Genomic DNA, 23158 nt, shown 5'->3' on the forward strand with positions numbered 1-23158 from the left:
GGACAGACGCGCTGTCCGATCAGTCGACCGGGTCGCGGGGGTGCGGCCAGGCCGGGGGCGGTGGCCGCCGGTAGTCGGGCTGGGGCTCCTGGCCGGGCTCCGGTCGCCACGGGTCGGGCGGATACCGCTGAGCCTGGTGCTGGGGCACGACATGCGGCGCCGCGTGCCTGCGAGCGTGCTGGGGGGCCTGCTGCGGCGGAGTGCGTTCGGGCGCCGCGTACGTCGGCGGCACCTGCTGCGGCATCTGCTGCGGCGTCTGGGCCGGCGTCGGCCTGCTGTGCCGGGCCGGGCGGCCCGTCTGCGCCCGCCGCTGCGCGGCCGCCTGGCGTCCGACGGTCTGGAACGCGCCCGTCGCCACGCTGGGAAAAGCGCCCGTCAGCGGTCTGCGGGCGGTGCGTCCGGCGGCGTCGTCGGCTGCCCGCCGGCGCTCTGCCCGGCGCTCGAAGATCGTGTAGATCACCGGCACCACGTACAGCGTGAGCAGGGTCGACGACACCAGCCCGCCGATCACCACGAGCGCGAGCGGCTGCGAGATGAACGCCCCTCCCCCGGTCAGCCCCACGCCCATGGGGGCCAGCGCGAACACCGTGGCCAGGGCGGTCATGACGATGGGCCGTAGTCGCTTCCGCGCGCCCTCCCGCACCGCCTCGTCGAGGCCCATGCCGTCCTGGCGGTACTGGTTGATCAGGTCGATGAGCACGATGGCGTTGGACACCACGATGCCGACCAGCAGCAGGGTGCCGATGAGGGCAGGCACGCCCAGCGGCGTGTTCGTGGCGACCAGGGCGATCAGGGCACCGACCGCGGCGAACGGGATGGACACCAGCAGGATGAAGGGCTGCGCCAGGCTGCGGAACGCGGCCACCATGACGATGAACACCAGGGCGATCGCGGCCAGCAGCGCCATGCCCAGGTCGTTGAACGCGTCCGCCTGGTCCGCGGCCGCTCCACCCACCGACACGGTGGCACCGGCAGGCAGGTCGGTCGACTCGATCTCCGCGTTCACCGCGTCCGTCACCGCGCCGAGGTCGTCCCCGGCCGGCGTCACCGACACGGTCGCGGACCGGTCGCCGTCGATCCGGCTGATCGACGTCGGCGTCTTGGCGACCTCGACGTTCGCGACGTCGCCGAGGGGCACGGGGCCTACCGCCGTCGGCACCGGGATCTCACGGATCTCGGCCATCGTGCCGGGCGTCTCGGCGGCGGAGAGGGTCACCCCGACGGGGCCCTCTGCCGTCTGCAGCTCGCCCATCTCCTGCGCCCCCGTCATGGCGGCCGAGGCGATCCCGGTGACCTGCGTCTCCGTGAGCCCGAACGCCGCGGCGGCCTTGCGGTCGACGGTCACCTCGACGATCTCCTGTGCGGCGGCCAGGTCGTTGCTGACCTCGGCGACGCCGTCCAGACCGCTCATCGCGTCCCGCAGCAGCCCGGTGGCCTCGGCGAGGGTCGCCTCGTCGCGTGCACGGACCACCAGATCGATGGACGACGTGCCCACCGAGTCGCCGGCGGACACGGAGACCTCCGTCGCGGGCGCCTCGGTGAGACCTCCGACGGCGGCACGGATGTCCGCGGCCGCGGCGGCGCCGTCGGCGTCCTCGCCGAGGGTGACGGCGAACGATGCCTTGAGGTCCGCGCTCGCTCCGCCGAACGCGGCCATCGCCATGTCACCGCCGCTGCCGACCGTCGCCTGCACGCTGTCGACGGCGTCGACCTCCGCCAGCGCGGCCTCCACCTGCTTCGCCGCCTCGTCCTGTCCCGTGAGCGACGTCCCCGGCTCGTAGTGCTGCGTCACTGTCACGGTGTCCTGGCCGCTCTCCCCCAGAAAGCTGGTCTCCATGCTGGGGACGAGGGCGGACGTGCCGCCGAGCACCGCCACCGCCATCGCGATGGTCACGACGGGCCGTGCGAGCGCGCCGTTCAGCGACGGCACGTAGGCCCGCTGCCAGATGCCGCGGCTCTCCTTCTCCTCGGCTGCCGCACGGGCGAGCGCCGCACCGCGGCCGACCTTCCTGGGCGGGCGGATGAACCAGTACGCCAGCACCGGCACGATGGTCAGCGCCACCACGAGCGACGCCAGCATCGCGATGGACACGGTGAGGGCGAACGGCCGGAACAGCTCCCCCACCACACCGCCCACGAACGCGATCGGCAGGAAGACGGCGACGGTGCAGATCGTCGAGGCGGCGATGGCCCCGCCCACCTCGCGCACGGCCGCGAGGATCGCGTCGCTGCGCTCCTCGCCGTACGACATGTGCCGCTTGATGTTCTCGATCACGACGATCGCGTCGTCGACGACGCGGCCGATCGAGATCGTGAGGGCGCCGAGCGTCAGGATGTTCAGGGTGTAGCCGCCCGCCTGCATGGCGATGAAGGTCACGGCGAGCGAGAGCGGGATGGAGATCGCGGACACCAGTGTGGAGCGCACCGACATCAGGAAGACGAGGATCACGAGGACCGCGAACAGCAGGCCGAGCCCGCCCTCGGTCGCCAGTCCGTGGATCGAGTCCTCGACGAACGGGGCCTGGTCGAACACCACGGCGGTGTTGACGTCACGCTGGGCCAGGGTGTCGGCGACCTCCGGCTCGGCCAGCGCCCGCTCGATCGCGTGCGACACCTCGACGGTGTTGGCCTCCGGCGTCTTCGTCATGGCCAGGCCCAGCGACGCCGAGCCGTCGAGGCGGGAGTACGACGTCGCGTCGACGGGCCGGAGCTCCACGGTGGCGACGTCGCCCACCAGCGCAGGGGTGCCGGGCGCGGCCGGATCTGTGGGCTGGGCGCCGGCCGTCACGTCCGGGGCGGTACCCGTGTCCGGGGCGGTACCTGTGTCTGGCGCGGTACCTGCCTCCGGGGCGCCGTCCGCGGCGCCCGGACCTCCGGTCGCGCCCGGGACCACGGGCAGCCGCCTGAGCTGGTCGACCATGTCGACGGGCTTGCCGAGCTGGACGGACCAGGCCCGCCCGCCCTCGGTGATCTGCCCTGCCGGCATGACCACGCCGTTGTCCTGCAGCACCGTGGTCAGGTCGGCCGTCGTGAGGCCGGCCGCCGCTAGCTTCTCCTGGTCGGGCAGGACGCTGACCTCCGTCTCGCGCTCACCGGTGACCGAGACCGCGCGGACGCCGTCGACGTCCTCGAGCGCGGGTACCACCACGTTCTCGACTGTGTCCGCGAGGGCGTTGGCGCTCTCGTCACCGGACACGGCCATCTGGACCACCGGCACGTCGTCGACGGAACCTGTCGTGACCTGGGGGCTGACGTCCTCCGGGAGGTTCGGCTGGACGCCGGCCACCGCGGCCTGGAGCTGCTGGGTCGCGGCCTCCATGTCGGTGCCGTAGGTGAACTCGACGGTGGTCAGGGAGACGCCCGTGGACGCCGTCGACCGGACCGCCGCCGTCCCGTCGATCGAGGCGACGGCCTCCTCGATCACATCGGTGACCTGCTCCTCCACGACCTCCGGCGAGGAACCCGGGTACTGCGCGCTCACGATGCCCGTCGGAAGCTGCAGTGACGGGATGAGCTCCTGCTTGAGGGAGGTCATGCTGAGCACCCCGAACACCGCTATCGCGATCGTCACCAGCGCCACGACGGCTCGGTTCGCGAGGGACAGCCGGGCGAGACGGAACACGGGGACTCCACGGTGCGGAACGATGTTCGGGCATACGGCGCGCCGCCGCCGTCGTCACCGGGTTTCGGACCAACGGGGTGAAACTGACCGAAGTTACAGAGTAGGGCAGTATCCTGCCCCGCCTGCAAGCGCTGGCGAGCTCGCCCGAGGGCTTCCGGGGAGGCCTCGGCGACGCCTGGCGGGCGGCTCGTGCCGACCACAGAAGACCGAAGAACTCTTTGCAAAGAGATCCTTGCAAAGAGTCGTTGGCATACGTAGGGTGAAGGCACGAGCCGGCCAGGACCACACCCCAGCAGAGCCAGGAGCACCGCGATGAGCGTCTACGCACCAGTCCTCCGTACCGCCGCACCGCAGCCCGTCAGTGCCCGCCTCGCGGCGGCGCCCGCCGCTCGTCGGCGCCCCGCCGACGCGAGCGGCGCCGACGCCAGCAGCACCGGCACGAGCAGTGCCGACCGGGCGGCGCAACGCCGCGAGATCGAACGAGCCGACCGGCAGCGCGCGCATGCCGAACGCGCGCGCGACAACCTGGCGGCGCGCCACCCGCTCGCCCTGCGCTGACCGCCGCGCCGGGGATCCGGTCCGACGGGTGGTGAGTGGGTAACGTCCTGCCTATGGCGACAGCACGCAAGGACTCCCCCGGCAGACCGGCGGACCGGGACGCCCCAGCACGTTCGGGGCAGCCGACCCCGCGTGCGGTGCCGGACCTGCCCGGGCCGGCCGCAGGACCTCCCGCCGAGCTCAGCCCCGCCGCGCTGCGCACGCTCGCTCACCCGCTGCGCATCCGCATCCTCGACCTGCTGCCGACCCGCGGGCCGCTCACGGCCAGCAAGCTCGGCGAGATCCTCGGCGAGTCCAGCGGTTCGACGAGCTACCACCTGCGCCAGCTCGCCAAGCACGGTCTGGTCCGCGAGGTGGAGGGCAAGGGAACGGCCAGGGAGCGCTGGTGGGAACGCACGCCCGGCGGATTCAGCATCTCGAGCGCGGGAAAGAGCTCCCCGGCGGCTCGCCAGACCGCCGAGGCCGTCAACATCGAGTTCTTGCGCCTCCGCAACGAGCGAGTGGCGGCCTTCACTCGCACGATCCAGGAGGTGGACGAGGAGTCCCTGCAGCGGTGGCTCGGGTCCGCCGCGTTCATCACGGTCAACAGGTGGGCCACACCCGAGCAGGCGAAGTCAGTCATCGAGGCCTGGGAACGGTTCGCCGCTGAGCACCTCGAACCACTGAGCGGGCAGGAGGGCAAGCCCGGCACCTTGCCGTTCGAGGTCCACTTCGACGTGTTCCCCACCATCGACTCGGCGGGCAACCCGCTCTAGGCGGCTCCGTCCGACGCGCCGGACGGCATGCGTTCGGCGCCGCGGTCTGCCGTGAGCAGATCTGCGACGGGCAGAGACGACTACCCCGCGGCAGCGGACGGGGCAAGGGTGGAGACATGACCGAGACCAGCCCCGCCCAGCCCTTCGACGACCATCTCGCGACGCGTCTGCTGCACCAGCGGATCGTGCTGATCGGCACGGAGATCGACGACACCGTCGCCAACCGCGTGACCTCGCAGCTCCTGCTGCTGTCCGCCGAGGACTCGAGCGCGGACATCAGCCTCTACATCAACTCCCCCGGCGGCTCCATCAGCGCCGGGCTCGCGGTCCACGACACGATGAAGCTCCTGCCGAACGCGGTCTCGACCGTCGCGGTCGGGTTCGTGGGCAGCATGGGCCAGTTCCTGCTCGCCGCAGGCACCCGCGGAAAGCGGTACGCGCTGCCGCACGCGCGGATCATGATGCACCAGCCGTCGGGCGGGATCGGCGGCACGACGGCCGACGTCGTCATCCAGGCCGAGAACATCCGGCATGTGAAGGACCTGGTGACCCGGCTGCAGTCCGAGCACACCGGCCAGCCCGTCGAGACGGTCGCGGCGGACTCGGAGCGCGACCGCTGGTTCACGGCGGAGCAGGCCCTGGCCTACGGCATGATCGACAGGGTCGTGGACCAGGTGAACGACGTCCGGCCCGGCGGAAAGCGACGCGCCGGGCTCTGATCATCGCCGGGCTCCGCCCCTCGCCGGGCCCGGCTCACGCCGCCAGGAGCACGACCTCGCCACGTCGCCCGGTACCCGAGCTGCCCGCCGGTGCCGCGTGCTCGGGCTGGACCGGGTGCCGGGACGACGAGAAGCCGGCCGCCCGGCGCGCGGCCGACGACAGCACACGCACCCTGCCGGTCTCCTCCTGCGCCGCCAGTGCCAGGGCGAGCTGCGCCCAGGCACGCTCCACGAGGTCGACCAGGCGCATGCCGAGTGCCTCGCACACAGCGGCGAGCACCTCGGACGACGCCTCCTTGCGCCCTCGCTCGATCTCGGACAGGTAGGCCGTGGAGACCCGCGCGTCCGTCGCGACGTCGGCCAGCGTGCGGCGCTGCTCTCGACGCGTCGTGCGCAGGATGCCACCGACCAGGTCCCGTAACAGCGGTTCTCGGGTGTGCTCGAGCGTGCCGGGTCTGGCCCCGGGTCCGCTCTCGTTCGTGGTGCCGAGCCCAGCAGTACGTGCAGTACCGGTTGAGATCAATGCCATCTGCCCACTCCCGCCGTTGGTACCCGTCACGCTACCCAACCTCACCGACAGGCCGGGTCGTTCCGGCGTCTGCTCCTGGCGTAACGCCGTCGAGGTCCCGGCCCACGGCTCGGGGCCCTCAGGCGCGGCCGGGTGGGTGTCAGTAGCTCCTGGCACGATGAGACCACCGACCAGGAAAGGACAGTGGTGTTCGGATCTATCGAGGTGCGCGGGGCCCGTGAGAACAACCTGCAGGGGGTCTCGATCGACATCCCCAAGCGAGAGCTCACCGTCTTCACCGGGGTCTCCGGATCAGGCAAGAGCTCGCTCGTGTTCGGCACCGTCGCCGCGGAGTCGCGGCGCCTGATCGACGAGACCTACCCGGCCTTTCTCCAGGGCTTCATGGCGTCCCGCCCGCGGCCCGACGTGGACACCCTGTCGAACCTGTCGGCGGCGATCGTCGTGGACCAGGAGCCCATGGGTGCGAACGCCCGCTCCACGGTCGGCACCGCCACGGACGCCTACACGATGCTGCGCGTCATCTGGTCGCGGCTCGGCCGGCCGCACATCGGCGGGTCCAACCTCTTCTCCTTCAACGACCCGCAGGGCATGTGCGGCGGCTGCGAGGGCCTGGGCCGCGTCTCCGCCGTCGACACGGACGCCCTGGTGGACCGCAGCAAGTCGCTGAACGAGGGCGCCATCACGTTCCCCAACTTCGGGGTCGGCAGCTGGTACTGGAAGGTCTACGCCGACTCCGGCCTGTTCGACGCCGACAAGCCGCTGGCGGAGTACAGCGAGACCGAGTGGCACGACCTGATGTACGGCGCGGAGCGCAAGATCGTCTCGGGCGGCATCAACGTCACCTACGAGTCGCTCGTCCCGAAGATCACGCGCCTCTACCTCGTCAAGGACGTGGAGTCGATGAAGGGCGCCATGCGGGCCGCCGTCGACCGGCTCGCCACGTTCACGGCCTGCCCGGCGTGCGGCGGCACCCGGCTCAACGACCGGGCACGGTCGTCGCTGGTCAAGGGCAAGCACATCGGCGAGGCAGCCGCCATGCAGCTCACCGACCTGGCCGAGCTGGTGCGTGACCTCACCGACCCGCACGTGCAACCCATCCTCGACGGCCTCAGCGACCTGCTCACGACGTTCGAGCAGATCGGGCTGGGGTACCTGTCGCTGGACCGGGAGTCGTCGTCGCTGTCGGGCGGCGAGGCGCAGCGCACCAAGATGGTGCGGCACATGGGGTCGGCCCTGACCGACATGACCTACGTGTTCGACGAGCCGACGATCGGCCTGCACCCGCACGACGTGCGCCAGATGAACGCGCTGCTCCAGCGTCTGCGGGACAAGGGGAACACGGTGCTCGTCGTCGAGCACAAGCCGGAGGTCATGGCGGCGGCCGACCACCTCGTCGACATGGGGCCCGGCGCGGGTACGCACGGCGGCACCGTGGTCTACCAGGGCGACCTCGCCGGGCTGCGGAGATCCGGGACGGCCACCGGCAAGCACCTCGACCAGGCGGTCACGCTCAAGACCACACCCCGCACTCCCACGGGCGCGCTCCGGATCGAGCACGCGAACCTGCACAACCTCCAGGACGTCTCGGTCGAGGTCCCACTCGGGGTGCTCGTCGCGGTGACGGGCGTGGCCGGGTCGGGCAAGAGCTCACTCATCCACGGCTGCCTGCCGCGCGACGGCGTGACGTTCGTGGACCAGTCGGTCATCCGTGGGTCGCGGCGTTCCAACCCCGCCACCTACACGGGAATCCTCGAGCCCATCCGCAAGCAGTACGCCCGTGCGAACGGCGTCAAGCCCGCCCTCTTCAGCGCGAACTCGGCCGGCGCCTGCCCGGAGTGCAAGGGCGTCGGCCTCATCTACACCGACCTCGCCTTCATGGCGGGGGTCGCGAGCCCGTGCGAGGCCTGCGGCGGCAAGCGGTTCACCGACGAGGTGCTCGGCTACACGCTGCGCGGCAAGAACATCGCGGACGTGCTCGGCATGTCCGTCGAGGAGGCGCTGGGCTTCTTCACGGAGAAGACGGTGCAGCCGATGCTGTCCCGACTGTTCGACGTCGGGCTGCACTACATCTCGCTCGGGCAGCACCTCAACACCCTGTCCGGCGGCGAACGGCAGCGCCTCAAGCTCGCGATCGAGATGGGCGGTGACACCCCGGCATTCGTGCTCGACGAGCCCACCGCCGGCCTGCACATGCAGGACGTCGACAACCTCGCCGGCCTGCTCGACCGGCTCGTCGACTCGGGCCGGTCGGTCATCGTCGTGGAGCACAACCTGTCGGTCGTCGCACGAGCCGACTGGGTGATCGACATGGGCCCCGGCGGCGGGCACGACGGCGGCCGCGTGGTCTTCGAGGGCACCCCGGCCGACCTGGCGCGCGAGGAGAGGTCACTGACGGGCCGCCATCTCGCGGAGCTGGTCGGCTGAACTATCGCCTGGGCCAGCAGGCGCCGCGTGCCCCCACCCGGATTCGAACCGGGACTGTGCCGGGTTTAAGCCGGCTGCCTCTGCCAGTTGGGCTATGGGGGCGCACCGCAGAGACTACCTAGCCCTCCGCACGAACGACCGCAGGCCATGCGATCGCCTGCGGGCCACGCCATCCTCCGCGCTCCAGGGTCGCAAACGCAGAGGATGGCGTGGTCCGCCGAGAGTCACCTGACCGGGCCCCTGACGGACCGGGACCGTAGCTCAGGCCGTGGAACCCGACTCGGCGCGCTGGGCGGAGGACTCCGCCTTCTGCTCGACCTTCTCGCCCACCGGCTTCGGCGGTACGGACGCGCTGCGGAACTCCTGGCGCGGGTCGTGCAGCGAGCCCAGCGAGACGAGCTCACGGCCCATGAGGAACTGTCCGACCCAGCCGATCAGGATACGGATCTTGCGGTTGCCCGTCGGCATCGCCATGACGTGGTAGCCACGGTGCGCGACCCACGCGAAGAACCCGCGCAGCTTGATGAACCCGAACAGCTCGGCCACGCCCTTGTACAGACCCAGCGACGCGACGACGCCGAGGTTCTTGTGGTCGTAGTCGACCGCCGGCTTGTCCTTGTAGAGCGCCACGATGTTGTCGGCGAGCTGCACGGCCTCACGGATCGCGTGCTGCGCGTTCGGCGGGCAGAACTTGCCGGGGTTGTTGACGTCCGGCACGGCGGCACAGTCACCGGCTGCCCAGGCGCCTTCGACGACCTCGCCGTCCTCCGTCGCGATCTGCAGCGTCGGGAGCACGATGGCGCGACCCATCTTGTCGTACGGGAGGTCGGAGGCCTCCTTGATGACCGGGTTCGCCTTGACGCCGGCCGTCCACACGATGGTCTCGGTGTCGAACTCGACGCCCGTCGACGTCACCACGTGCCCGTCCACGCAGGACGAGAGGAACGTGTTGAGGTGGAACTCGATGCCGCGCTTCTTGAGCTCGGCGAGCGCGTACTCGCCCATCGGCTCCGTGACCTCCGGCAGGATGCGCCCCGTGCCCTCGATCATGACGAACCGCAGGTCGGACGCCTCGATCGTGTTGTACTGCCGCGTCGCGTAGCGCGCCATGTCCTCGATCTCGGCGAGCGCCTCGATCCCGGCGAACCCGCCACCGACGAACGTGAACGTGAGCATGCGCTTGCGCAGGTCGGCGTCCCACGTCGACGACGCGACGTCCAGCCGGTTGATGACGTGGTTGCGGACCGCGATGGCCTCTTCCACGTTCTTGAAGCCGATGGCCTCTTCCGCGAGCCCCGGGATGGGCAGCGTGCGCGACACCGAGCCGAGGCCGACGACCAGCTGGTCGTAGGTCACCTCGTACTCGTCGCCCGACTCGGGCTGGATCTTCACGGCCTTGCGCCCGTGCTCGATCGTGGTGACCTTGCCCTGCAGCACGTCGATGCCCTTGAGGGCCTTGCGGTGCGGTGCGACGACGTCGCGGGCGTCGATCGACCCCGCGGCCGCCTCGGGCAGGAAGGGCGCGTACGTCATGTACGGCCGGGGGTCGACGACCACGATGGCCGCCTCCCGCTTCTTCAGCTTCTTACGCAGGCGGCGCGCCACGTAGAGGCCGACGGACCCGCCGCCGAGCACCACGATGCGCGGCACCTTCCGCGGGCGCGGCGTGCTCGCCGGGTCGGAAGCATGGCTGACCGAGGTCAGGTCGTTCTGAGGCATGATTCCCAGGGTACCGCGCGCCACGCATTCGTCTTGACACGACAAAGAACGGCGTGTGGGTGATGCACACCACGCCGTCGTCGCCGTTGCAGGAACTTCCTCGATCCTCTGGCCATCACAACGGACCACCACCACCGGAAGTTCCCGGTCGGCGGAAGTCCGTCGTGATGGGCCGGTCAGTCGGCCTGCGTCGCCTCGAGCGTCGGCTCCTGGAGCTCGGTGCCCGGCGTCGGGCCCTCACCCGGGTGCACCGCCTCCCCATGCGTACGGCTCATCGGGCGGTCGCCGCCGGCCGGACCCGTGGCAGGCTCGTCGGGCGACGGCTCGCCCGTCGGTGCGCCGGCGCCGTCGGCCGCTTCGGAGCCGGAGGTCGTCGCATCGCCCTCGATGGCCGTCGGCGCCTTGAGGAACGGCCACGGCATGTCCTGCGCCCGCACCCCCGTGGGCGGCTGCGGATAGGGGGTGTTGTGCCCCTGCGGGCCGTAGAAGCTGTTGCCGTCGATACCGAGCCCGACCTCGTCCGCGGGCACCGCGCTGAGCGGATAGACGTTCCATCGCGAGCGCCCGTCGGACGCCGTGGCCGGCTGGAAGCTCCAGGAGCCGTCGACGTCGGACACCGACCAGATGTCCCAGGTCGCGCTGTCGTCGATCGTGCGGACGGGCCGACCGCGGTCGTCGAAGAGCTGTACGTCGCGGATCGGGTTGCCCTCCGCGTCGTAGGCGAAGATGTTGCTGACCTGCATGCCGTCGACCCAGACGCCGTCCGCCTCCGCGAGGGGCGTTCCGTTCGCCGTGCTCGCCCCGGAGACCTGCGCGTTGTGGTACCCGTCGCTCCACCCGACGTCGTAGCCCATACCGTTGGCCGAGACCGGGCGGGCGTCCGCCTCGACGTCGAGCACCATGGGGATCGCGAGGACGCCGGCGGCGACCGACGCGACCGCGACCACGCGGGGGAACCAGGCCCAGCGCGGGGCCCACCTGCCGCGCCCCCACTGGACGCTCACGACGATCGCGGCGACCACCAGGACGCGACCGGCCACCGACGACGGCCAGAGGGTCACGTCGTTGATCCCGTACGACCAGATGACGACCTGCGCGGCGACCCAGCCGCGCAGGATCCACCAGGCCGGGGCGAGGGTCCGGGCAAGCTCGGCGAACGCCGTCCAGGCCCGTGTGCTCGCCACGGGCCGCCACACGGCGCGCGCCCGCTCGGACACGACGGTCCAGGCCTCCGTGACTGCCCGGCCAGGTCCGCGTCCGCCGCTCCGCGCGGGGACGGACGCCGGCAGGCCTGCCGCCGCGCGCAGCTCGGCCGCGTACTCGTCGGCGGGCCCGAAGCGCGCGGACAGGTCGAACACCTGGGTCCCCGGGGCCGTGGGAACGGACACCTCGTCCAGGACCGCCTCGGTGAGGTCGGCCTCCAGGCCGTCGGTGAGGTCGTCGGCCACCTCCGGGCCGAGGTCCGCCAGGTGCAGGCGCACCGCCTGCGCGTAGCCGCGCACGTGGGCCGAGAGCGCGTCACTGCTGGTGATGGTGTTCATCGAGCTACCTCGTTCCTGTCGCCGAGAAGTCCGGCCACCGTGTCGGCGAACTCCTGCCACTCCTTGCGCTGCGTCTTGAGTGCTTCCCGCCCGTGCGGGGTGATGCCGTAGTACTTCCGGTGCGGCCCGGACTCCGACGGCACCACGTAGCTGGTGAGCGAGCCGCCCGCGTAGAGGCGGCGCAGCGTGCCGTAGACGGACGCCTCGCCGGACTCGACGCCCTTGGCCCGCAGGCGCCGGACGATGTCGTACCCGTACCCGTCCTCCTGCTCGACGACCGCGAGCACCGCGGCGTCGAGCACTCCCTTGAGCAGCTGCGTCGTATCCACGAGTTGCACGGTACCGTGCAATACGTAATAGCGCGACGATGTCTGCGTCCTTCGGCCCGGCGGCGGCTCACGCCATGGACAGCGCGATCCCGTCGAGGATGTCCTGCTCGCTCGTCACGACGCTGGTCAGCGACCCGCCCGCCGCCGCGACGTCGGCCGCGACCCGCGTGATCACCTCGGACCACACGAGGGCACCTGCCGCGATCACGTCGACCCGCCCCGGGTGCAGGAACCCCATCGCCGCACGTTCGGCCCGCGGGGCGGCGAGGAGCGCCTCGCAGGAGGCCAGCACCGCCGACACGGGCAGCTCCGCCTGGTTGACCCGCTCGCGCCGGTACTCCGTCAGCCCCAGCGCGTGTGCGGTCACCGTGGTGATCGAACCGGCCAAACCGACCAGGGTCGCCGTCTTCGCGAGGGGGACCACGCGGGCGGCGTCGTCCAGGTGGGCGCGCACGTCCGCGCGGGCCGCCGCGATCTCGGTGGCCGACGGCGGGTCACCGTGCAGGTGCCGCTCCGTCATGCGCACCGACCCGACGTCCATCGAGACGCTCGCGTCCACCGAACCCGTACCGAGCACCAGCTCCGTGGATCCCCCACCGAGGTCGACGACCAGGAACGGGCCTGCGTGTGCCTCGGCCACCGCCCCGGTGGCGCCGCGGAAGGACAGCTGCGCCTCCTGCGCCCCCGAGATCACCTCGACGTCGACGCCCAGCGCCGACCGGACACCGTCGAAGAACTCGTCCCGGTTCCGCGCGTCGCGGGTGGCCGACGTCGCCACGAATCGCACCCGCCGCGCCCCGGAGGACTCGATCGCCGCCGCGTAATCCTGGGTCACCGCGAGGGTGCGGCGCAGTGCCTCGGGCGCCAGCTCACCGGTGCGGTCGACCCCCTGGCCCAGGCGCACCACCTCCATGCGACGGTCGAGCTCGGTGAGGTTTCCGGCGGCGTCGACGTCCGCGACCAACAGGCGGATCGAGTTGGTGCCGCAGTCGATCGCGGCCACGCGAGAGAAAGTCACGCGAGGATTCTTCCAGGCGCGGGCGTGTCATGGCGTCGAACGCCGGGTTCCGCGACGAACCTCACGTGGTCGTGGGCGGCTCAGCAGGTGCAGCGGTCCGGACGCCACGTGTTCTTCGCGAGGGCGAGGGCCTCGTCGCCCAGCGGGTTCACGCCCGGGCCCGCGGCGAGAGCGTGCGCGAAGAGGACGTGCAGGCACTTGACGCGCGTCGGCATGCCACCGGCCGAGATGCCGGCGATCTCCTCGACGTGCCCGATGGCCTCACGCTGGGCGAGATAGTGCTCGTGCGCCTTCCGGTACGCGGCGGCGAGCTCGTCGTCCTCCTCGAGCCGCGCCGTCATCTCCTTCATCACGCCGTTCGCCTCGAGGGTCGAGGCGGCGGCGACCGCGCCGGGGTGCGTCAGGTAGAAGACCGTCGGGAACGGGGTCCCGTCCGGCAGCCGGGGGGCGGTGCGCGCCACCGTGGGACGGCCGCACACGCAACGCGCCGCGATCCCCCCGACGCCGCGCGGCTCGCGGCCGAGCTGCTCGGCCAGGACGCGCAGGTCGTCGTCGGACACGGTCTCAGTCGCGGTGTTCACCCACCCATTGTGGCCCAGTCCGCCCACTGCCCCCAGCGAGCGCCCGCTCGCGGCGCTCGCCCGTCCGGCCTACTCGTCGCCGCCCGCGATCCGCACCGAGTCCCACACGCTCGTGTACCAGGGGGCGTCCGTGCTCTCAGCCGAACCGGGCGACGGCTCGACGACGCCGGCCGCCGGCTCCTTCTCCTGCACCGCGTCGGTGTCGAGCGGGCGCCACACCTTGTCCCCCGGCATGACGAACCGGAAGCGCGAGCGCGCCTGCTCGATCACGTACGACCGGTCGTCCCAGCGGGCTAGCTCGGTCTCCAGCTCGGCCTTCTGCTCCTGCTGCTGGCTCAGCTCGGAGCGCAGCTCGCGCAGCTCGGCCTGCTGAGTCACCACGGCGCGCACCGTCGGCAGCAGCAGGACCACAGCGAGCAGCACCACGACGGACAGCACCATCGCGCGGACCGTCAGCACCTCGGGCAGCACGAGTCCGAAGCTGCCGCGCTTGCGGTCAGCGCGTGCCGGGCGGGTGGGCGGTGCGACGCTGCCGGTCACCGCGCTACGGCGGCGCGGCTGCGTAGGCCGCTTCGCTCCGCCGCCCGACGTCGCCCGCGCACCTCGGGAGGCTGCCGCGCCAGCGCGTGCGGGCGCGGTCCGTGCGGGCGCGGTCCGGGTCGTCGACCGTGCGGGCGCGGTCCGGGTCGTCGACCGTGCGGGCGCGGTCCGCTGGGCGGCGGAGCGACTGTTCGCCGACGGCGCGGCGGGCTTCCGACCGGCGCCCTTCGCCGTCGAGGCCCTGGCTGTCGCGCCCTTCGCGGCAGAGCCGCCGGCCGCAGCACGCTTCGCCGCTGTGCCCTTTGCCGCGGTGCCCTTTGCCGTCGTGCCCTTCGCCGCGGCACCGGACGGCTTCTTGGGCGCGGCCTTCCCCTTGGCGGTCGGCGTCGTGCCCTTGCTCTTCTTCTTCGCGCCGGCCGCGCCGGCACCCGCACGAGGGGTCGACGACGGGCGCGCACCCGGGTCGCGCGCCGCACCCGAGGGCCGCGCCGGGCGACGTGAGGAAGGCATGGGTCGATTGTGCCGATTCGCCGGGCCTTTGTACGGGCATTACCTCCGGCGCGCCGTGTGTCGAACCTGTGGAACTCAAGAGTCGTCAGACACCGACGGACGTGTCAGACGCACAGGTCACCCGAGTGACCTGTGCCTCTGACACGTCCGCGCGTCTCTGACAGCTCAGCGACGGCGCACCAGAACTCAGCCCTGGAAGCGCGGGAACGCCGAGCGGCCGGCGTAGGTGCCGCCCTCGTCGAGCGCCTCCTCGATACGCAGCAGCTGGTTGTACTTGGCGATCCGCTCGCCGCGGGCGGGGGCACCGGTCTTGATCTGGCCGGCGTTGGTCGCCACGGACAGGTCCGCGATGGTGGTGTCCTCGGTCTCGCCGGAGCGGTGCGAGGTCATCGTGGTGAAGCCGTTGCGCTGGGCCAGCGTCACGGCGTCCAGCGTCTCCGTGAGCGAGCCGATCTGGTTGAGCTTCACGAGCAGCGAGTTCGCCGACTTCTCGGCGATGCCGCGGGCGAGGCGCTCGGGGTTGGTGACGAACAGGTCGTCACCGACGATCTGCACCTTGTCGCCGACCTTGCTCATGAGCCCGCCCCAGGCGTCCCACTCGTCCTCGGACAGCGGGTCCTCGATGGAGACCAGCGGGTAGTCGGCCACGAGCTGCTCGTAGTACGCGATCATCTCGTCCGAGGTCTTCTTGCCGCCCTCGAAGGCGTACACGCCGTCGGAGAAGAACTCCGTGGCGGCGACGTCGAGCGCGAGCGCCACGTCGGTGCCGGGCTTCAGGCCGGCCCGCTCGATCGCGACGAGGATCAGGTCCAGCGCCTCGCGGTTGCTGCCGAGGTTGGGCGCGAAGCCACCCTCGTCGCCCAGGCCGGTGGCCAGGCCCTTCTCCTTCAGCACGGACTTGAGGGAGTGGTACACCTCGGTGCCGGTGCGCAGCGCCTCACGGAACGTCGGGGCGCCGATCGGGGCGACCATGAACTCCTGGACGTCGACGTTCGAGTCCGCGTGGGACCCACCGTTCAGGATGTTCATCATCGGCACGGGCAGCACGTGCGCGTTCGGGCCGCCCACGTAGCGGAACAGGTCCAGGCCCGCGCTCTTGGCGGCGGCCTTCGCGACGGCGAGCGAGACGCCCAGGATCGCGTTGGCGCCCAGCTTGCCCTTGTTCGGCGTGCCGTCCAGGTCCAGCAGCGCCTGGTCGACGATGCGCTGCTCCTCGGCGTCGTACCCGACGAGCTCGGGGGCGATCACGTCGTTGACGGCCGCTACCGCCTTCTCGACGCCCTTGCCCAGGTAACGACCCTTGTCGCCGTCACGCAGCTCGACGGCCTCGAACGCGCCGGTCGATGCGCCGGACGGGACTGCCGCACGGGCGAAGGTGTCGTCGTCCAGGACGATCTCTACCTCCACGGTGGGGTTGCCGCGAGAGTCGAGGATCTCGCGTGCTCCAACGGCTTCGATGCTAGCCACGGAATCTCCTTCTAAGGATGTTGCTCGGAGGTTACGGCCTCAGCCTAGAACGTCCGCCGAGAGCACGGGCAACCGTCCACCGTCCGCGGGTCCGGCGTTCGCCGCCTCCCGCGCCGGCACCGTACGCCCGTGGTTCACAGGGTCACCACAGGCTGGCGACAGGCCCACCACAGTCGGCCTCCCTAGCGTTCCGATCGTCCGGCGCGGACCGCCGCACGGCTCACCGCCCCCGCCCGTTCGCTGGTTCCCAGGGCCGGGTGTCAGCGCCCACGAGGCGGTCCGCGCGGACACCAACGTCCGCACGTCCTTCTCCGGACCCCAGGCAGGAGCGAAATGTTCTTCACCTATCTGCGCAGAGAGCTGCGCAACCGACGCAAGCAGACCGTCGTGGTCGCGATCGGTCTCGCGGTCGCGATCGCGCTGGTCATCGTCGTCAACGCGGTCTCGACCGGCGTCAAGGACGCCCAGTCCGAGGTGCTCGAGTCCGTCTACGGCGTCGGCACCGACATCACGGTCACGCAAGCCCCCGGCGCACCGGGGGAGGGAGGCGGCCGGACGCTCAAGCTCGGCGGCCCCATGGGCGAGGCACTGGACACCCGTGTCGAGGAGGACCACCTCACAACCGCGATGGGGGCGATGCCCTTCGACGCCGCCGCGCTGGAGAAGATCTCCGGGCTCGACCATGTGTCCGGGGTCGCCGGAGCACTCGACCTGCAGAACCTGTCGTTCTCCGGCGAGATACCCGGTGCCACGGTCGGTAGCGGCGATGGCGGCGACAGCGGCGCGACGGAACCGGGCGGGGACGACGTCCAGCCCGGCGGCGCTCCCTTCGAGATCGAGCAGTTCACGGTGACCGGCCTGGACCCGGAGGCCGCCGCCGTCGGGCCGCTCACCACCGCAGAGGTCACCGACGGCCGGACGCTGGAGGCGGACGACGAGAACGTCGCCGTCGTCGACAGCGCCTACGCCACGTCGGAGGACCTCGCCGTCGGCGACACGATCGCCGTGGGCGGCAGGGACCTGGAGATCGTGGGCATCGTCGCGTCCTCGTCCGGCGAGGGTGTCGCGACGGCGTCCGACGTCTACGTCCCCCTCGCCGTCGCCGCGACGCTCGCCGACCTCGCCGACCAGGTCACCGACGTCTACGTCCAGGTCGACTCCGCCGAGAACGTGGAGACCGTCGCCGCCGCCATCGAGGCAGAGGTTCCCGACGCCTCGGTGAGCACCCAGTCCGACCTCGCCGAGGGCGTCACCGGATCGCTCGCCACGGCGTCCGACCTGATCGCCACGCTCGGCACGTGGCTGAGCGTCATCGTGCTCGCGGCGGCCTTCGGCCTCGCGATCCTGTTCACGGTCTCGGGGGTGAACCGGCGGACACGTGAGCTCGGCACGCTCAAGGCGATCGGCTGGAGCAGGAACCGCGTGGTCGGCCAGGTCGCCGGTGAGTCCGTGGTGCAGGGACTGATCGGCGGTGGCGCGGGCCTCGCGCTCGGGACGCTGGCCGTCTGGGCCGTCAACCTCGCCGGCATCACGCTGAGCGGCGCGTCGGGCGGGGGCTTCATGGGCGGCCCGGGCGAGCAGCCTCCCGGAGGTGTCGTGCGGGGCGGGGCCGCACCGGCAGGTGACAGCTTCGGCGCCGCCCCCGTCGGCCTCGCCGACGCCGCGGACAGTGCCGTCGACGTCGTCCTCCAGGCGCCGGTGAGCCTGTGGATAGTCCTCGCCGCCGTCGGGCTGGCGGTGCTGGGCGGCCTGCTCGCCGGGATCGTCGGCGGACAGCGCGCGGCCAGGCTGCGCCCCGCCGAAGCCCTCCGTTCCCTCGCCTGAAAGGCTGATCCGAACCATGTACCAGATCGACGACCTGACCAAGACCTACCGCCAGGGAAGGCGCGTGGTGCGCGCCCTGAAAGGGGTGTCCCTGACCATCGGCGACGGCGAGCTCGTGGCTGTCCAGGGTCCGACCGGTGGCGGCAAGTCCACGCTGCTGCAGATGCTGGGCGGGCTGGACCGGCCGACGTCGGGCAGCGTCCAACTCGACGGCACGGACCTCGCCGGCATGACCGACGCGCAGCTGACCGCCGCCAGGGCCCAGACCATCGGCTTCGTGTTCCAGAACTTCAACCTCATCCCCACGCTCACCGCGGCGGAGAACGTGGAGACGGCGCTCGTCCCGTCGGGGCTCGCACGGCAGAGCCGTACGGCGCGCGCGCTCGCCGCGCTGGACTCGGTGGGACTCGCTGACCGGGGCGACCACCTGCCGGGCGAGCTGTCGGGCGGGCAGCAGCAGCGCGTCGCCATCGCGCGTGCGCTCGTGAAGAACCCGAAGGTGCTGCTCGCCGACGAGCCGACGGGCAACCTCGACGAGGAGACCCGCGACGAGATCGTCGACCTCATCGAGGGCCTGTGGAAGGAGCAGGGCCTGACGATCGTGCTGGTGACCCACGACTCCGTGGTCGCGAAGCGGACCCCGCGACGGCTGCGCATCGCGAAGGGAGCGATGAAGGAGCTCCCGGCCTGACCGCGCGGTGGCCCCGGCACCGACGAAGGTCCGCTTCCAGCATGCGGTCCGGCATGGTTCTGTCGCTCGAACCATGCCGGACCGCATGCTGGAAGCGGACCTTCCNATGCGGTCCGGCATGGTTCTGTCGCTCGAACCATGCCGGACCGCATGCTGGAAGCGGACCTTCCAGCGCGCTGGCCTACTCCCGCCCTGCCCGTCCGCCGAGGCGCTCGACGCAGACTCTCGACGGCGCCGCCCCTACTGGCTACGCTGCCACTACGTCCGCCGCAGCACCGTCGCTCCGGCGTTCGCCCCCACCGGAGACACGCGCAAGGGAGCGCAGCATGCCTAGTCGAAATCGTTTCACCCATCGCGGTTCTCAGACCAGAAATCGTTTAACAGCCGCAACCGGCACGAGCGTCACGACCCTGGTGCTCGCCGTCGCCCTCGTCGCCGCACCGGCGACCGCCACGACCACGACCACGACCACGACCACGACCGACAACATGGTGACCAGCTCAGATCCCGCCACCTCAAACCCCGCCGCCACCGACGACGTCGTCCCCGGCGGCGCCGTCAACCCGACACCCACGCCCGCGTACCTCGCGGAGGGCACGGGCGACGTCTCCGCCCTGACCTTCGACGACGGCCCGAACCCCGGCACCACGCCCGCCCTGCTCGACTTCCTCGCGGAGCACGAGATCACGGCGGTGTTCTGCGTCATCGGCCAGAACATCCAGGCCGACGGCGGGGCCGCGATCCTGCGCCGGATCGTCACCGACGGGCACGTGCTGTGCAACCACTCGACGGGCTACGCCGACATGGGCTCCTGGACCGAGGAGCAGGTGCGCGCCGACCTCGTCGCCAACCTGGACATCATCCGTGACGCCCTCGGCGACCCGAACCAGAAGGTCCCGTTCTGGCGCGCGCCGAACGGCTCGTGGGGCGTGACCCCCGGCGTCGCCGTGGAGCTGGGCATGCAGCCGCTCGCCGTGCGGAACACCATCGCCGACTGGGAGACGCAGGACGTCGACACCCTGACCGCGAACCTGCGCGCCGCGATGGTCCCCGGCGAGCTGGTCCTGGTGCACGACGGCGGCGGTGACCGGTCAGGAACGCTCGCGGCGGTACGGACCGTCGTCACGGAGCGGCTGGCCACGGGCTGGGAGTTCACGTTCCCGCAGGGCACTCCCCCGGCGTCGGGCGCGGTGATCAGCACCGACTTCGAGGACGGCACGCTCGACGGCTGGGCGCCCCGCTACGGCACCGACACGTCCGACTTCACACTCGCGGTCACCGACTCGGACGCGCACGACTCGACCCGGTCCGCGGCCCTCACCGGCCGCGACGCCACCGGCGACGGCATCGGCCGCGACGTCACCGGAGTCCTGCGGGCGGGGGTGACCTACGACGTCTCGGCGTGGGTCCGCTATGCCGAGGGTCAGGCTGCCGGCGACCTCTGGCTGAGCCTGGCGAGCACCGACGCCGAGGGCGCCCAGACCTTCGCGACGCTCGACCAGTTCGCCGGGGTCACGAGCTCCGGCTGGACCCAGGTGTCCACCACCTTCACGATGCCGGCCCACGAGAGCGCGCTGCTCTACTTCGAGACCGCCTACGACGGGGGCATCACGAGCGACTGGCTCATCGACGACATCGTGGTGTCCGCCCCTCGGCCCCCGTCGATCGAAGACCTGACCGGCATCAAGGAGACCGTCGACTTCCCGGTGGGCGTCGCGATCGACAGCCGCGAGACGTCGGGCACGGCCGCGGAGCTCCTGGACCGCCACTTCGGCCAGATCACGCCCGAGAACCACATGAAGCCCGAGGCCTGGTACGACGCCGACGGCGCGTTCCGCCGCCATCCCGAGGCGACGGCGCTCATGGACTTCGCGCAGGCGAACGACCTTCGCGTCTACGGCCACGTCCTGGTGTGGCACAGCCAGACCCCCGACTGGTTCTTCCAGAACGACGCCGGCGAGCCGCTCGCCGCTGACGAGGCGGGCCGGGCGGCCCTCCGCGAGCGCCTGCGCACCCACGTGTTCGGCATCGCGGAGAACCTGAGTGCCGACTACGGCCCGTTCGGTTCGGACACCAACCCGCTGGTCGCGTTCGACGTGGTCAACGAGGTCGTGTCCGACGGCGGCGAGAACGCGGACGGCCTGCGGCGCAGCGAGTGGTTCCGGATCCTGGGCGAGGAGTTCATCGACCTGGCGTTCCGGTACGCGGACGAGGCGTTCAACGAGACGTACGCCGCGGCGCCGTCCGACACGGTCGCGGAACGGCCGGTGACGCTGTTCATCAACGACTACAACACGGAGCAGGGCGGCAAGCAGGACCGGTACCGCGCCCTGGTGGGGCGACTGCTGGAGCGCGGGGTGCCGGTGGACGGGGTGGGGCACCAGTTCCACGTGTCCCTCGCCATGCCGGTGAGCGCGCTGGAGACGGCCCTCGAGCGCTTCGCGGACCTGCCGGTGACGCAGGCCGTGACGGAGCTGGACGTCACCACGGGCACTCCGGTGACCGAGGCCAGGCTGATCGACCAGGGCTACTACTTCCGGGATGCGTTCGAGGTGTTTCGCGCGCACGCGGGCGACCTGTTCTGCGTGACGGCGTGGGGGCTGACGGACGGGCGGTCGTGGCGGGTGGACAGCGGGGCGCCGCTGATCTTCGACGACCGGTACCAGGCGAAGCCCGCCTACTACGGCGCGGTGGGCGCCGACCTGCCCGCGCGCCTGCGCACCGCGAACGTGTTCGCGGGTGACGTGCCGCTGGACGGTGCGGCGACGAGTTCCCCGGTGTGGGACCGGCTGCCGCGGCACACGTTCGACGCGCCGGTCGGCGGAGAGACCGCCTTCCAGCTGCGCTGGGCGCCCGATCACCTGACGGCGTTCGTCTCGGTGGACGACGCCGACGCGGCTGCGGGCGACGCGGTCACGCTGGTGCTGGGCGACGGGGCCGACGCGGACGAGTACGTCGTGGGCCGGGACGGTTCGGTGACCGGCGGCGCGGAGGGCGCTGCGGCCGTGGTGGCCGAGCGGGAGGGCGGCTACGACGTCGTCGTGCACCTGCCGGCCGCTCTGGAAGAAGGCGCCGCGGTCGCGTTCGATGCCCGCGTGACCAGCGGTGACGCGACGTCTTCGTGGAACACCCCTGGCGCGCTCGGCACCCTGACGCCGGTCGAGGAGCTGTCGTACCTGGAGGTCCCCGAGGCCGTCGAGGCACCGGTGGTCGACGGAGAGGTCGAGGACCTGTGGGCTTCGGCAGGCGTGGTGACCACCACCAAGGAGGTCGAGGGCTCGGGCGGGGCGGTCGCCACCGTCAGCACCCTGTGGCACGAGGGGTCGCTGTACGTCCTGGCCGACGTCGCGGACGCCGTGGTCGACGTCTCGGGGTCCGACCCGTGGATCCAGGACTCCGTGGAGATCTATGTGGACGGGGGCAACGCGAAGAACGGCGGGTACCGGGCCGACGACACGCAGATCCGCATCTCGGCGCAGAACGCCGTGTCCTTCGGCACGGGCGACGAGGCGGCGCAGCGCGCACGGGTGGCGAGCGCTACCACGCTGACCGACGGCGGGTACCGCGTCGAGGCGTCCGTCGACCTGCTGTCCTACGGCGGGCTCGGCACGTTCCACGGCCTGGACTTCCAGGTCAACGACGCGGCCGACGGCGCGCGGACCGCCATCCGCAACTGGGCCGACCCGACCGGGGCCGGCTACCAGTCCACCGCCCGGTGGGGCGTGGGGCAGCTCGTGGGTCTGCCCGTTCCCGCCTGGTCGGCGGACACCGTGTACCGGGCGGGCGACCAGGTCGCCCACGCGGGCGCCGTGTACAGCGCGCTGTGGTGGACGCGGGACCAGCGTCCCGGTGCGACGCCCTGGGGGCCGTGGGCCGAGGTCGGCAGCCCGACGGCCTGCGCGGACGGCACGTATCCCGCGTGGACCTCGTCGTGGCGGTACGACGAGGGCGAGACGGCCGTCCACGACGGTCACCGCTGGGCCGCCACGTGGTACAGCCGCAACCAGGAGCCGGGCGGCGCACCGTGGGGGCCGTGGCAGGACCTCGGCGTGTGCTGAACGGCAGCCGCTGAGCCCGACAGGGCGCTCAGGGCCGGCCCGTGACGCGACCGGAGTTGTTTCCGCCAAGTACGGCAGTGGGCGGAAACAACTCCGGGCGGGGCAAACCCGGCGCTGCGATCCTCCCGTACGACGTCCCCGCGACCTCCTGCCCGGTCCTCGCGAAGGGATCCTGACGAATCGTTACAGACGGTTTACACGAGTTTTCGCGCAGCCGGCTCGCTCTGGCGATATGGTCCAAACCTCCCCGTCCCCCGGATCGGGGAGCCGACA

At 71.6% G+C, this 23158-nt stretch carries 16 protein-coding genes and 1 tRNA gene; 7 read left to right on the forward strand and 10 right to left on the reverse strand.

Features of this window, described 5'->3' with window-relative positions; translation table 11 throughout:
* Positions 1–19: 19 nt before the first annotated feature.
* The gene (locus tag ACYVK7_RS02895) at positions 20–3622 is read right to left on the reverse strand and encodes an efflux RND transporter permease subunit (RefSeq protein WP_460886169.1); all 3603 of its coding nucleotides are present in this window, start codon (positions 3620–3622) and stop codon (positions 20–22) included.
* Between the two features lie 312 nt (positions 3623–3934).
* Here ACYVK7_RS02895 and ACYVK7_RS02900 point away from each other — a divergent pair, with 312 nt between their 5' ends.
* The 3 genes from ACYVK7_RS02900 (at position 3935) to ACYVK7_RS02910 (ending at position 5654) form a co-directional block, all read left to right on the forward strand.
* Entirely contained in the window at positions 3935–4180 is a 246-nt protein-coding gene (locus ACYVK7_RS02900; protein WP_460886170.1) for a hypothetical protein, read from the forward strand.
* Positions 4181–4233: 53 nt separating this feature from the next.
* Entirely contained in the window at positions 4234–4935 is a 702-nt protein-coding gene (locus ACYVK7_RS02905) for an ArsR/SmtB family transcription factor (RefSeq protein WP_460886171.1), read from the forward strand.
* Between the two features lie 116 nt (positions 4936–5051).
* Positions 5052–5654 carry a ClpP family protease gene (locus ACYVK7_RS02910; RefSeq protein ID WP_460886172.1) on the forward strand — a complete coding sequence of 201 codons (603 nt, stop codon included), beginning with the start codon at positions 5052–5054 and terminating at the stop codon, positions 5652–5654.
* A gap of 34 nt (positions 5655–5688) precedes the next feature.
* Here ACYVK7_RS02910 and ACYVK7_RS02915 read toward each other — a convergent pair whose 3' ends face one another.
* Entirely contained in the window at positions 5689–6183 is a 495-nt protein-coding gene (locus ACYVK7_RS02915; protein WP_460886173.1) for a helix-turn-helix domain-containing protein, read from the reverse strand.
* 183 nt (positions 6184–6366) lie between these two features.
* Here ACYVK7_RS02915 and ACYVK7_RS02920 point away from each other — a divergent pair, with 183 nt between their 5' ends.
* On the forward strand, positions 6367–8607 hold the full coding sequence (locus tag ACYVK7_RS02920) for an excinuclease ABC subunit UvrA (RefSeq protein WP_460886174.1): 2241 nt from the start codon (positions 6367–6369) through the stop codon (positions 8605–8607).
* 28 nt (positions 8608–8635) lie between these two features.
* Here ACYVK7_RS02920 and ACYVK7_RS02925 read toward each other — a convergent pair.
* The 8 genes from ACYVK7_RS02925 to eno all read right to left on the reverse strand — a co-directional run bounded on the left by ACYVK7_RS02925 (position 8636) and on the right by eno (position 16312).
* Positions 8636–8709, reverse strand: a tRNA-Leu gene (locus ACYVK7_RS02925).
* A 159-nt stretch (positions 8710–8868) separates the two neighbouring features.
* Positions 8869–10326, reverse strand: coding sequence for an NAD(P)/FAD-dependent oxidoreductase (locus ACYVK7_RS02930; protein ID WP_460886175.1), 1458 nt, complete (start codon positions 10324–10326; stop codon positions 8869–8871).
* A gap of 176 nt (positions 10327–10502) precedes the next feature.
* Complete coding sequence (locus ACYVK7_RS02935; RefSeq protein ID WP_460886176.1) at positions 10503–11867, reverse strand: hypothetical protein; 1365 nt, start codon at positions 11865–11867, stop codon at positions 10503–10505.
* Positions 11864–12196, reverse strand: coding sequence for a PadR family transcriptional regulator (locus ACYVK7_RS02940; protein ID WP_460886177.1), 333 nt, complete (start codon positions 12194–12196; stop codon positions 11864–11866). The genes ACYVK7_RS02935 and ACYVK7_RS02940 overlap by 4 nt, the downstream gene beginning before the upstream one ends.
* Positions 12197–12263: 67 nt before the next feature.
* Positions 12264–13214: a Ppx/GppA phosphatase family protein gene (locus tag ACYVK7_RS02945; protein ID WP_460886178.1), complete on the reverse strand. Its 951-nt coding sequence runs from the start codon at positions 13212–13214 to the stop codon at positions 12264–12266.
* An 80-nt stretch (positions 13215–13294) separates the two neighbouring features.
* Entirely contained in the window at positions 13295–13795 is a 501-nt protein-coding gene (locus ACYVK7_RS02950; RefSeq protein ID WP_460886179.1) for a DUF501 domain-containing protein, read from the reverse strand.
* A 69-nt stretch (positions 13796–13864) separates the two neighbouring features.
* Entirely contained in the window at positions 13865–14845 is a 981-nt protein-coding gene (locus ACYVK7_RS02955) for an FtsB family cell division protein (RefSeq protein ID WP_460886180.1), read from the reverse strand.
* Between the two features lie 186 nt (positions 14846–15031).
* Positions 15032–16312, reverse strand: coding sequence for a phosphopyruvate hydratase (gene eno, locus ACYVK7_RS02960; protein ID WP_460886181.1), 1281 nt, complete (start codon positions 16310–16312; stop codon positions 15032–15034).
* A 333-nt stretch (positions 16313–16645) separates the two neighbouring features.
* Here eno and ACYVK7_RS02965 point away from each other — a divergent pair, with 333 nt between their 5' ends.
* The 3 genes from ACYVK7_RS02965 (at position 16646) to ACYVK7_RS02975 (ending at position 22885) form a co-directional block, all read left to right on the forward strand.
* The gene (locus ACYVK7_RS02965; RefSeq protein WP_460886182.1) at positions 16646–18136 is read left to right on the forward strand and encodes an ABC transporter permease; all 1491 of its coding nucleotides are present in this window, start codon (positions 16646–16648) and stop codon (positions 18134–18136) included.
* A 16-nt stretch (positions 18137–18152) separates the two neighbouring features.
* Complete coding sequence (locus ACYVK7_RS02970; protein WP_460886183.1) at positions 18153–18827, forward strand: ABC transporter ATP-binding protein; 675 nt, start codon at positions 18153–18155, stop codon at positions 18825–18827.
* Positions 18828–19240: 413 nt separating this feature from the next.
* Positions 19241–22885: an endo-1,4-beta-xylanase gene (locus ACYVK7_RS02975; RefSeq protein WP_460886184.1), complete on the forward strand. Its 3645-nt coding sequence runs from the start codon at positions 19241–19243 to the stop codon at positions 22883–22885.
* Positions 22886–23158 lie beyond the last annotated feature (273 nt).

The sequence above is a fragment of the Promicromonospora xylanilytica genome (assembly GCF_054782895.1).